Source organism: Nesterenkonia muleiensis, from assembly GCF_003600155.1.
Taxonomy (GTDB): Bacteria; Actinomycetota; Actinomycetes; order Actinomycetales; family Micrococcaceae; genus Nesterenkonia; species Nesterenkonia muleiensis.
Map to the genome: position 1 here is coordinate 1 of NZ_QWLD01000008.1, position 11,336 is coordinate 11,336.

Genomic DNA, 11,336 nt, shown 5'->3' on the forward strand with positions numbered 1-11,336 from the left:
CGTGCTGGCATGATCCTATTCTCCTGGTTGAATCACACCCTCCACCAGACCCAGGCCGATTCACCAGTCCGAAGACCAGAGTCCGTTGATGTCCTGATGCTGCTTCGGTGCATGCTCGATCATGGTGGAGTACTGGCCCCGCCGGCCGATCAACCGCTGATGCTCACAGACCACCTGCTCAGCATCGAAGACCGTCACCATCGTGGCAGTCAGTCGCACCCGCAGGATCTGCCCGGCCAGTTGGTGGGGCACCGAGTAGTACTGATGGTCACAGCTGATGTGATAGTTCCGGCCCACCTTCAGCTGCCTCCACTGCACTGCTTCGAAACGCTGGACCGGCAACGGACAAAGCTGCTCGGCTTCTTCGGCGGCGAAGACCTCGGCCCGGGTGGTGCCGTTCTTCCGCCGGATCGTGGTGTTGATCTCCTCGAGCCTCTTGGTGATGGCCTCGTTGAGGTCATCCAGGGTGTTCGACTCCAGGTGGCCGAGGTAGCCGATGACGCGCTTGTTGATTACCTGGACTGCGGACTCCACGGCGGCTTTGTCCCGAGGCTTACGCACCCTGGCCGGCACGATCGCTGTGCCGTAATGGTCTGCCATCTGCTGATACGCCGGGGTCACCGCCCGAGCCGCCTCACCCCTGACCGGCCGGTAGGTGGCGCTGGTCGCATTATCCGGGACCACGATCTGGGGCACCCCGCCGAAGAACTCGAACGCCCCGATATGCACCGCCGTCCAGGCAGCCTGCTTCATATCGGCGGTCGCGGCGCAGAAGAGCATCCCCGAATACGGCAACACCGCCACGAACAGCCGAGCCTTGGTCACCTCACCGGTGACCGCCTCCACCACGGCGATAGTGTCCCCGGCCCAGTCCACCAACATCACCCGACCCGGCTCATGATGCAGCGTGGCCATCACATCATGAGCTTCGGCGTAGTCGTTGAACAGCTGACAGAACTGCGAATACGAATACCGCAGCCCCTCACCAGGTGCGCTGATGTAGCGGTGCCAGGCCTGCTGCCGGGTGTAATGCCGATTGGCCTTCATAGCCTCTACCACCGAAGCGAAGTCCGGGGCCACGAACCCTGACCCGGCCCGACGGCGCCCATCAGGGAACAGCTCTGCCACCTCACCGGCAGATAGCCCCGCCGCGGAGTCTTTGGTGAGGCCTTTCTCGGTGATGGCCTTCTTCGCCCGGGACACATCCCGGCGCGAGCATCCCACCGCAGCGGTGATCTCCTCCTAGCTGCGGGCCTCGAAGATCATCCGCAGAATGGTCTGATAGTCAGTCACGGTCAGTAGCACCTCTTCACGTGCTCACGCAGCCGGGCCTACTGCCCCTGCTGCTGGTCACATGAGAGGACCACACCCCCAGACGCAGTACCAACAACCCGGAACTGGAGTACCACCTATCCAGACCAGGCGTACCAACTCACGCTAGGCGCCACGCACGGTCATCTTCAGCGCCGCACCGGCAGGTCCAGCGGGCCCGGGTGTTGTTGGCTGCTGCTGATGGTCAGGCCAACACCCTCAATGCTGATCGGCATCAGGTTAGTGTCAACACTGTGCGCACCTGGCGGTCTGAGTACCAGCAGCAGGGACTGAAGAATTTCGGGGCCATCGCCCCTGGCAGGGGCCGGAAGTCCTCGATCCCGGATGAGAAGGTCGCTGAGATCATCCATAAGGCCACCAACACCACCCCGAAAGGCAAAACCCACTGGTCAGTCAGGGACATGGCTCAGGAGGTCGGGGTCCCACACTCCACAGTCCAGCGGATCTGGGACGAAGTCGGGATCAAACCCCACCGAGTGGAGACCTTCAAGGTCAGCAATGACCCCTCAGTTTGAGCAGAAACTGATCGATGTAGTGGGCCTGTACTTGAATCCGCCAGAGCAGGCGATCGTGCTGTGCATGGATGAGAAGTCCTCCATCCAGGCCCTGGACCGCACCCAGGCCTCGCTGCCGATGAGACCAGGGCGGGCAGGGACGATGACTCATGACTATAAGCGCCATGGCACCACCACCTTGTTCGCGGCCCTGGATGTGCTCACCGGCAAGGTCATCGGCCAGTGCCTGCCCAAACACCGCCACACCGAGTTCCTGAAGTTCTTGAAGACTATCGACTCTGAGGTCCCCACCGGCCTGGAAGTGCATCTGATCCTGGATAACTACTCCACACACAAACACGCCGAGGTCACCAAATGGCTCAGAAACCATCCCCGGTTTCATCTGCATTTCACTGCGACCTCAGCCTCTTGGCTGAATCAGGTCGAGCGCTGGTTCCGGGAACTGACTGATAAGAACCTGCGCCGTGGTGTCTTCAACAGTGTTGATGATCTGATCAGCAGCATCGAGGACTACCTACAGGCCCATAACGAGGATCCCACGCCCTATACGTGGACAGCCACCGCGGAGTCCATTCTGGGTAAAACCCGGCGAGCACGAGCAAAACTCACCGAAATGGCAAGCTAAATCAGAGACAGACCATTAGTAAACTCCTCGATCTCATAAGAAACGGGGCTTGACAAGCCTCATCGCCCCATTCATTCCCTTTAACTACCTTCCTTCGAACCGCGGCAGACGCCTGTCACGAAAAGCCTGTATCCCTTCAGTAGCATCAGCTGTAGCCCAAAGACGATTCTGCTCGAGAAGCTCGTACCGAAGGGTAGCCTCGAGGTCGGAACGCAGTTTTCTATTCATCGAACCTTTGACTGCACGCACTGCCAGAGGTGCAAGTTCACCGAACGACCTAACAATTGTCATAGCGCCCTCACCCAGATCCTTCTCCACGAGCACGTCCACTAATCCAATATCTGCAGCCTCTTGGCTAGACATAGTCACTGATCTCATCAGAACATCCGTCGCCTTGCGTTCCCCAATAATCTGTGGCAAACGCCTACTAAGCGCGAATCCCGGGTGGATCCCCAGTTTTGTGAAGTTTGGCACGAATCTTGCGTCATGAGTTGCGACACGAAAATCACAAGCGCACGCGAGACCCATACCCCCACCTACTGCAGCTCCTTGGACAACTGCGATCAGCGGAACCGTGAGACCAAACAGTCGAGAAGCCTCTCTATACACACTTTCTGCAAAAGTATATCTATCTCTTACACTATTAATTGTGGACATATCCATTCCGGCACAAAAATTCTTTCCCACTGAAGAAATTACTATAGCAATACACCATGGTGATTTCTTTTCTATCTCGTAACATTGATTAACAATGTCCCTAATTATTTCTGGAGTAAAAAAATTATTTGGAGGACTCTCTATACATATATTTCCAACATCCCCAGTAATCCATGAAACTACATTCGACATTAATAACCCCGATTATCTAGTGTCAAGAGGGTATCTAAAACGTATAATTTATCGCCCAAAAATCTTAGGGGATTTAGTTCTAATATCGCGTCTTCTGGAATAACCTTACCAAGTTGTGATAACGTTGAAAGTCGTTCGGTCAACAAATCAATGTCTACACCAGGCATTCCTCTAAAACCACGGAGGAGAGGGTAGATTACCAGATTCTTGATACTTGCTGCGATTTCGTCTGACGTTGCTGGGGCACACAAACTTATAACATCACTGTACAGTTCGGTCGCAACCCCTCCCCGACCAATTGTCATTACCGACGGATAACCGTCACTGCGTCCAGATATCGAGGCGAGCAGTTCTAGGGAGTCTGGAACTTCATACTGCACAATAACCTGCTCATGGTCCTTATCAGGCACAGCCATATTTGCGGCCTCCCAAACTCTCCAAATCACTGAGTTCAACTCATCTTCCGGCACGCACAGAGCTACACCACCAACTTCTGTTTTGTGGTGGATGAAGGGAGAGTCAATCTTAACTACGAATCGCTTCCAGGGGTTATCCCGAATCCACTCAGATGTGGGCAGTTCCCCCTGTTGCGGTCTCACTCTTATAGAACCTACAGAACTGAGCCCATACTCCGTAAGTGCGTCCAATTCCGCAAGGGAGAGGCCTCTTGCGCCAGCGGGCTGAAGAGCATCTAGGACTTTACTATTGTCATGCGAATGATACTCAGGAGGAGGTAATGTGTGCAGAGAGTTAATTACTAGATCCTTAACACTATATAAAACATTTTCAATGCTCTCATATACAGGAATCCTGTTGGCGCGCAATAGTTTTACAGCATCACTTATTAATTCGCTGTTAGTTTGCCATACTACCGCTATTGGAACTCCGTATCTATTCTGCGATTCGCAAATCTGTCTTGCAACCGCTACAGCCTGGGTTCCAGTGACATTTGTTAGCGCAATTAGAATGAAGCCGTCCCCCGACTCGGCAGCTAAAACATCGATAACGAGGCCAAGGCTCTTCAGGCTCTCGTTCGTTCCGCCGAACAGTTGTGCTGTTAAATCTACGGGATTAGCTGTGGAGCCATACTCCGGTATGTATTCAGCGATTACTTGCTGCGCGGAGTCTGGCAAATCCATGAGTTTCAGGTCCGCCAAACTTGCCAAGTCTGCGCAGAGTCCTCCAACTCCTCCGGAACTTGTCAGAACAGTCATTGTAGTGTCGTTCAACCGACTGAACTCCGAGTCTAGTAAGACCAGCCTATCGACAAAACTGGACACATCCCTGGAAGCCATGACACCGCTCCGAGCGCAGAGGACATCAAAATGATGACTATCTCCCACTATGCTCCCGGTGTGGGAGGCAGCCGCTCTCTTTCCTACATCAGTTAACCCAGTTCTTAGAGTGACGACTCTGGTCCCCTTTGCAGCCGCCGCACGAAGAAGCTTCATCCAGGGACCGCCTGGTGGGAGATCTTCCAGATACAGACCAATTGCAATGTACCGGGCTTCCTCTACCAAGGCAAGAGCAGCTTCAACGACCGTCAAGTCGCTCTGATTGCCGACCGTAACCCAGTCTCGAAGACTAACCCCCCGTGAATTCAGCATCCCTAGTACTGATCCGCCAATTGCGCCACTCTGCCCGACATATGCCACATCGGCAGGGCGAAGGTTGGCACCTGCAGCACGCGCAGCTTGACTGAAGGTGCCCATAAATCCAACGCTGGAGAGTATCAAGCCCTGCGAGTTCGGCCCGATGACTCGAATTCCATAGCGTCTGCGAACGCTCAGCATTCGTTCCTGAAGAGCCTTGCCCGTGTCACCCATCTCTGAGAATCCAGAAGAGTAGACAACGCAAGTGCTGATTCCGGCTTTCCCACAAGATTCAATAGCTTCTGGCACTAGCGACGACCGGACACATATTAATGCCATATCGTAGGACTGCGTAGAGTAACTGAGTTTCGAATAGACTTTACTTCCCCGGAGCCGGGTCTCCCCGAGCTTTGGATTGATAAGATCAATCTTTTCTGGTGCCCACCAGGCAAGAATGTTCCGATGTAGTTGTGCGGATAATGACTCATCTCTACTCGAAGCGCCAATAAGCACAACACGTTGAGGCTTGAAGTTTGCTCCCCTGGTCTCAGCCATCTTCACCCCTTTCAGGCTTGTCGAAAATACTCTTCGCAATCGCCCTGACGTGTACCTCGTCTGGACCGTCTACTATTCGCAAGGTCCGAGCTCGGGAGAATACCTCCGCCATTGGGAAGTCGCCGGTTACGCCAGCTGCACCATGGATTTGTATAGAGCGATCAATGACCCGTTGTGCCATCCGTGGTGCAATCAACTTTGCCTTCGAAATCTCCGTCCGCGCACCTGACACCCCGACTTCATCTACCCTGTGCGCCGTTGCGAGCACTTGAAGTCGGGCTTGCTCAATTTCAAGGCTGCATTCGACCAATTGAGCACGTAGCACATCTTGATCTGCCAAGCGCTTCCCAAATGCGGTTCGGCCCTTCGAGCGTGACACCGCCAAGTCGTAAGCACGTTGAGCCATGCCGATTGCGCGCATACAGTGATGCACTCTGCCAGGCCCCAACCGTGACTGGGCAACTTTGAATCCATCGCCGAAGTGGCCTAGAACATTCTCACGCGGGATCACCACATCGTCGTAGACGATCTCCGCGTGGCCCTGTTGGTCGTAGAAGCCGAAGACGGGAAGAACCCTGTCCATCCGGACGCCACGAGTATCACTTGGAACAATCAGCACGGAATGCTTGTCATGTCTGGTCGACGCCTGGTGTATTGCTTCGCTGTTGGCAACTACCAGCAGAACCCTGCACCGAGGATCAGCCGCGCCAGTGGTGAACCATTTTCTTCCTCGAAGAACGATATTCTCCCCATGTGGCTCTGCAGTTAGCTGCATATTCGTAGCATCCCCAGAAGCTACATCTGGCTCTGTCATCGAGAAAGCAGACCGGATGTCACCAGACAAGAGCGGTTCCAGCCACTCTTTCCGCTGCGGAGCATTTGCCCATTTGGCTAGCATCTCCATATTCCCAGAATCAGGGGAGAGGCTATTCATAGTTGCCGGCGCGATAAAGGGAGACCGCCCGGTTTCTTCGGCAATCCAGGCGTAGTCCACTTGCGAAAGTCCTGATTGGGACTCCATAAAGAGATTCCACAAGCCCAACGATCTGGCTTCTCTAGTCAAATCCTTCAATATCTCTGGAGGATGATTTGGCTTACCAGCCTGCCTTAATTGCTCGATTTGCAATGAATACTTTTTCTCAGCAGGGACAACATAATCGCGAACAAATTCTCTTACAACGCCATAAATATTTCTTCCTGACTCACTAATACTTAGATCCAATTTTCTACTTCTCCTATTTGCCATTCAATCTGCTGATCTAAACGATCAAGATCCACGACTTTGCCTAACATTTCTCCGCGTCGGACTCGATTTGCTGTCAGTAAGTTAATCGCGGATAGCTTCCAATAAGAAAAGACTCGATGAAACTCGAGGCTTGAACTGTCAACAGATCTATATTTCTCATAAGATTCAAGGAATAACGCACTGCTATCCACATCTATTGATTGCGAAAAAGGTGTCTCAACCCAGACCCGATCTTCGCTGATTCGTGGAGACCAGATCTGCAACCAGGCGAGATCCGCCATTGGATCACCGTAGGAGGCTAGCTCCCAGTCCAGAACCGCTGAAACGCTATAGGAAGTGACGTCAACCAGGAGATTCTCCGCCTTGAAGTCTCCGTGTAATAAACCTGATGGAAGTGCAGAATCTCCAATGCCATTACGTAGCGATTCGCCGATCCTAGCTATTCTGTGCCCTCTTCTATCGTCTACACTCTTCAAGTTACGTTGCCATGTAGAAATCTGGCGTTCTGCAAATGGTTGGGGGCGCTCAAGCTTCGTAAGTCCAATAGCCCTGACGTCAGTCTCATGTATCGAAGCCAGCGCCTCCCCAACTGATATCCAGAATGACTTGACTTGCCCTTGCTCTGGGTTCCAAGTGATTTCGCCTGGCGCAACCCCTGTCATCTCTTCCATCACGAAGAAATAGTGTCCAAGTACGCCAAGATCATCACATACTCCCAATACACGGGGTGTAGGAACGTCCACACCGCTGAGTGCTTCGAGAATCCCATATTCCCGGCTAACTCGGGAGAACTTGACACTGGCGGGTGCCGCGCGAAGAATCAATGCTGATCCATGTTGCCGATGAACCCGATAAGTCAGGTTAGAACGCCCACCGGATATGAGACAAACCTTGGCAATCTCCCAGTTTTCTGAACCCTTGGACTTTAACCAATCTTGCAGATTAATTATTAATCTATCCACGTGATCTCTATATCTTTTATCGTTGTTAATTTGATTATAATTCACGTCGTTTATTCTCACATAATCGCAACTGTTGAACTTGTAATACGTCGCTTCTGGCCGCGGGCACGAAGGATGCGGAGCAGTGGAACTAAACACACGATGAGAATCATAGAAATCAACGCGATCCTGAGAGGATCACTGAGGTAGAAAATGGCTAGATTCTGGTCACCTGCCATTACCAAAGAGCGTCTAAACCCTGACTCAGCCATGGGGCCTAAGATCATTCCTAGTATCACGGGTGCAGGATTGATGCCCACCCGCTCAATGAACCAGCCGAATACGCCGAAGATAACCATGACAATGACATCGAAATAACTGTTCCTGAATGAGTACGTTCCTACGACAGCAAGAACCATAATCACAAGCGCAACCAAACGTGGAGGTAGCGTCGTTAAGCGCACGACATAAGGCACCAGCAGTAGCCCGATTGCACCCATTAGCACAGTAGCAACCATGTACGCGCTAATCATGCTGTAGGTCTCGGTAGCATACCGAGTAAACAGTTCGTGCCCAGGTGCCATACCCTGGATAATCAGTCCCCCCAGAAGTACAGCAGTCGCGGCGCTTCCGGGTACGCCCAGGGTCAGAGTCGGAATGAGCGCAGCGCCAACAACGGAATTGTTAGCGGTTTCAGGCGCCGCGACACCTTCAATCGCCCCCTTCCCGAACTTCGACTTGTCTTTGGAGGATCGTCGCGCTTCGTTATATGCCATCCATGCTCCGATGTTCTCACCCGCCCCGGGGAGGACACCGACGAAGACTCCTATTGTGGATGATTTAGCGAAAGTAGGCACCAGTTTGCGAAATTCACCACTTGAAAAATCGCCTGTTCCGCGATCTGTTGACGCCAACTTTTGTTGGCGGTCCTGATACATCATGCGAAATACTTGTGATATCGAAAAGAGGCCGATCATTGCAGGTATTAATTGGATTCCACTTTGCAGATCCTGCATTCCACCTGTGTATCGTGTGACTCCAGTTTGAGTATCCATACCTATGACCCCAATTAGCAACCCAATGAGGGCCGCTGCCACCCCGAGAAGGAAAGACCCTCCTGCAAGACCTCCAATGGCCACTAATGCAAAAACAGCGATTAGAAAGTACTCTGCCGCTCCAAACATCAGCGACACCCTGCTCAGAAGAGGAGCCGCTACGATAAGGACGAGTCCTGAGAAAAGTCCTCCGACGACGGACCCTACCGTAGCGATACGTATGGCCTTGGCACCCTTGCCTTGCTGCGTCATTGGGTAGCCATCCATCGCCGTCGCCGCAGCAGCAGGCGTCCCTGGTGTACGGAGAAGAATCGCTGCAACACTCCCACCGTATACGCCCGCGACGTATACAGATATGAGCAGGACCAGGCCAGGTACTGTATCCATCGTAAATGTCACTGGAATTAATAATGCAATCGCCATGGTGACACTGAGCCCCGGGATAGCACCGATAACAAGTCCTGCCAGCGTACCCAGAACCAAACTGAGGAGCGCAACAGGCTGGAGCAGTTCTGTAATAACATCCATTACGATGGCTCCTTAGAAAATTTGATTACCCGGCAGCGGGACACGGAGGAAGTAGTCGAAGATCAAATACACACCTGCAACGGTGATGACGGTCAGAAGTAAGATCACATACAACTTTCTCTTGCCAGCTAGCCACGAACCAAGCACCATGAAGAGCCCTATCGAGACGTATGTCCCCAAGTACGGCACTGCGATAACAAAAGCCAGCAATAGTACAATTGGCAGACTTGACGCCAGTATCGGGCCTCGCAGTTCCCGGGATTGGCCTGCGGGTTTCCCCGATTTCGGAACCTCCTTGGCCCGATTGTCCCTCACGATCTCTAGCAAGATCTGGCAACATGCCACGCCTATAAGACTCCAACTCAGAAGCGAGGGGAACATCGCAGGCCCCTCCGCATACCGAGTCGCACCTAAGAGGAAGTAGATACCAATCGCTAGGCATGTTAATAAATAGGAAAAAATCCACAGATCAACACTATAAATTAGTCCGCCCAGTTTCATATTTTAATCCCAGCCGATTATTGATCGGTATTCGTCGATAGCACTCTCATCGTTCTGCAATAATTCAAGGAGCCCATCCTGGTCCCGATAGTCAATACTCAATCCCATTTCGAGCACTTCATCAAGATGTGATTCGTTATTCATTGCTGACTCAAGAGCTTCATCAAGGACCTCAATGACTTCTTCAGGAAGATCGTCTGGTCCCATAACTGATCTTGAAGAAGCGTTCTGGAGGTTCTCCCACCCTGCCTCTTTCAAAGTCGGCACGTCAGGGATGATGTCGCTTCTCTCATCGTCCAGAATTGCCAGAATCTTCAGCTCACCGCTACGTTCCTCTCCGTGGATGTCTCCCACATTCACGAACCCGACATCTACATGTCGTCCTAGAAGTGCAGCTTTGCTCTCAGCAGACCCGTCATATTGAACGGTCTCGAAGTTTGTGTCGAATGCAGCATTCATTTTCAGGATGGCTAGATGATCATCGGACGCTGCGCCATTTCCTGTACCTGTAAGTGAATTCACTTGGCCATGCTCAATAAGATCACTAATATCGTCGAATCGGTCATCATCCGGATGAACAGCGATGACAGACGGATCCGTAATATGGTTCGCGAGCGGTGTGAAACTATCAATCCCTGAGTCTAGGTCCATGTCTGGGTTCATGTATCCAGCTGCAAAGTTGGGTGAGCTTATGTAGCCAATCGTGTACCCGTCGGGGTCTGCCGCAGCTAGCTCATTCCAACCAACCCAACCGCCGGCGCCCTCATAGTTGACAACCGTCACGCTTTGTCCGAGCACGTCTTCAAGCTCATTTGCCAAAAGCCTTGCGCCTGTATCGGCAGGCCCCCCAGCCGGGAATGCGACGATAAGTTCGATGTCTCCATTTGGGTAGTCACTGGCGTCTTCTGCACCGCATCCGACCAGAGCTAATACAGCAACCGCTCCAGTGCTGATAAACCTTTTTGATGTCATTTTCTTTCCCTCGCTTTGTATGCGTCTTCTCGGTGTGAGATCTGATTTTCACAGCAAATAGTCTTAGTTCTTCGATGCGTTCTTCCTCCCTTCGTGCATTGATTTGTGGGCCTTTAATTTCTCCTGTGGGTTAGATCACATTGAATTGGCGCCATTCTATGCGCATTTCCTGTCAACGCACAAGTCGCACTGACGAAGGCCTCCTGCACCCCGCTTGCACAAAGAGACCATTACCCCAACTGGTCCGATATTGCACCCGAAGCCCAGGTCCGACGCAACTACGCCACCACAGAGTGCGCGAAACCATCTAGAGTGCGGCCCACAATTCGATCGCGCCAAGTGGCGACAAGTGCACACTACAACTTCCAATCCAGAAAATGGGACAATGTCCTATATATCATTAGCAGTGTGACGTAGGACACTTTATATGTCAATACTCTTGCAGAGGTTTTTTATGCGCCACGCGGCCCTATTCCAGGCGCGTAGCGCTTGATAGTACTGGCGGTCTGGGTAGTTGGTGTGTGATCTCATCTCTTCGTGGACACTGGGTCTCAAGACTTCATGGGCGGAATCTAGTGGTGGTTGCAACGGCTTGAATTTCAGGAGTTGCATTGGAGCACACCGA

Annotated in this window: 8 protein-coding genes and 1 pseudogene; 1 reads left to right on the forward strand and 8 read right to left on the reverse strand. The window is 52.4% G+C overall.

The genetic code is table 11. The features are described from left to right. Window positions 1-60: 60 nt before the first annotated feature. Window positions 61-1,236: an IS21 family transposase gene (istA, locus tag DVO78_RS02895; RefSeq protein WP_120003320.1), complete on the reverse strand. Its 1,176-nt coding sequence runs from the start codon at window positions 1,234-1,236 to the stop codon at window positions 61-63. Window positions 1,237-1,397: 161 nt separating this feature from the next. Here istA and DVO78_RS02900 point away from each other — a divergent pair. Then, window positions 1,398-2,472 (forward strand): annotated as a pseudogene (locus DVO78_RS02900) (IS630 family transposase). Window positions 2,473-2,556: 84 nt separating this feature from the next. On the opposite strand, the gene DVO78_RS02905 reads toward DVO78_RS02900, so the two are convergent. From DVO78_RS02905 to DVO78_RS02935, 7 genes are read right to left on the reverse strand one after another with little or no spacing between them, the layout of a single operon-like run. Continuing rightward, on the reverse strand, window positions 2,557-3,321 hold the full coding sequence (locus tag DVO78_RS02905) for an enoyl-CoA hydratase/isomerase family protein (RefSeq protein ID WP_120003321.1): 765 nt from the start codon (window positions 3,319-3,321) through the stop codon (window positions 2,557-2,559). Further along, window positions 3,321-5,468, reverse strand: a complete 2,148-nt coding sequence (locus DVO78_RS02910; protein WP_120003322.1) for an acetate--CoA ligase family protein — start codon at window positions 5,466-5,468, stop codon at window positions 3,321-3,323. The genes DVO78_RS02905 and DVO78_RS02910 overlap by 1 nt, the downstream gene beginning before the upstream one ends. Next, window positions 5,461-6,714: an acyl-CoA dehydrogenase family protein gene (locus tag DVO78_RS02915; protein ID WP_120003323.1), complete on the reverse strand. Its 1,254-nt coding sequence runs from the start codon at window positions 6,712-6,714 to the stop codon at window positions 5,461-5,463. The genes DVO78_RS02910 and DVO78_RS02915 overlap by 8 nt, the downstream gene beginning before the upstream one ends. Further along, a complete protein-coding gene (locus DVO78_RS02920; protein ID WP_157983827.1) occupies window positions 6,681-7,721 on the reverse strand; it encodes a phosphotransferase family protein in 1,041 nt (346 codons plus the stop codon). Before DVO78_RS02920 ends, DVO78_RS02915 begins: the two co-directional genes overlap by 34 nt. Before the next feature lie 11 nt (window positions 7,722-7,732). Next, a complete protein-coding gene (locus DVO78_RS02925; protein ID WP_120003325.1) occupies window positions 7,733-9,238 on the reverse strand; it encodes a tripartite tricarboxylate transporter permease in 1,506 nt (501 codons plus the stop codon). Window positions 9,239-9,250: 12 nt separating this feature from the next. Beyond that, on the reverse strand, window positions 9,251-9,739 hold the full coding sequence (locus DVO78_RS18290) for a tripartite tricarboxylate transporter TctB family protein (RefSeq protein WP_120003326.1): 489 nt from the start codon (window positions 9,737-9,739) through the stop codon (window positions 9,251-9,253). A gap of 3 nt (window positions 9,740-9,742) precedes the next feature. Then, a complete protein-coding gene (locus DVO78_RS02935) occupies window positions 9,743-10,711 on the reverse strand; it encodes a Bug family tripartite tricarboxylate transporter substrate binding protein (RefSeq protein ID WP_120003327.1) in 969 nt (322 codons plus the stop codon). Window positions 10,712-11,336: the final 625 nt, after the last annotated feature.

Excerpts from the sequence above, each read along its gene's own strand:
- DVO78_RS02905 (WP_120003321.1), bottom strand. The coding sequence starts at position 3,321 with ATGTCGAATGTAGTTTCATGGATTACTGGGGATGTTGGAAATATATGT.
- DVO78_RS02910 (WP_120003322.1), bottom strand. The coding sequence starts at position 5,468 with ATGGCTGAGACCAGGGGAGCAAACTTCAAGCCTCAACGTGTTGTGCTT.
- DVO78_RS02915 (WP_120003323.1), bottom strand. The coding sequence starts at position 6,714 with ATGGCAAATAGGAGAAGTAGAAAATTGGATCTAAGTATTAGTGAGTCA.
- DVO78_RS02925 (WP_120003325.1), bottom strand. The coding sequence starts at position 9,238 with ATGGATGTTATTACAGAACTGCTCCAGCCTGTTGCGCTCCTCAGTTTG.
- DVO78_RS18290 (WP_120003326.1), bottom strand. The coding sequence starts at position 9,739 with ATGAAACTGGGCGGACTAATTTATAGTGTTGATCTGTGGATTTTTTCC.
- DVO78_RS02935 (WP_120003327.1), bottom strand. The coding sequence starts at position 10,711 with ATGACATCAAAAAGGTTTATCAGCACTGGAGCGGTTGCTGTATTAGCT.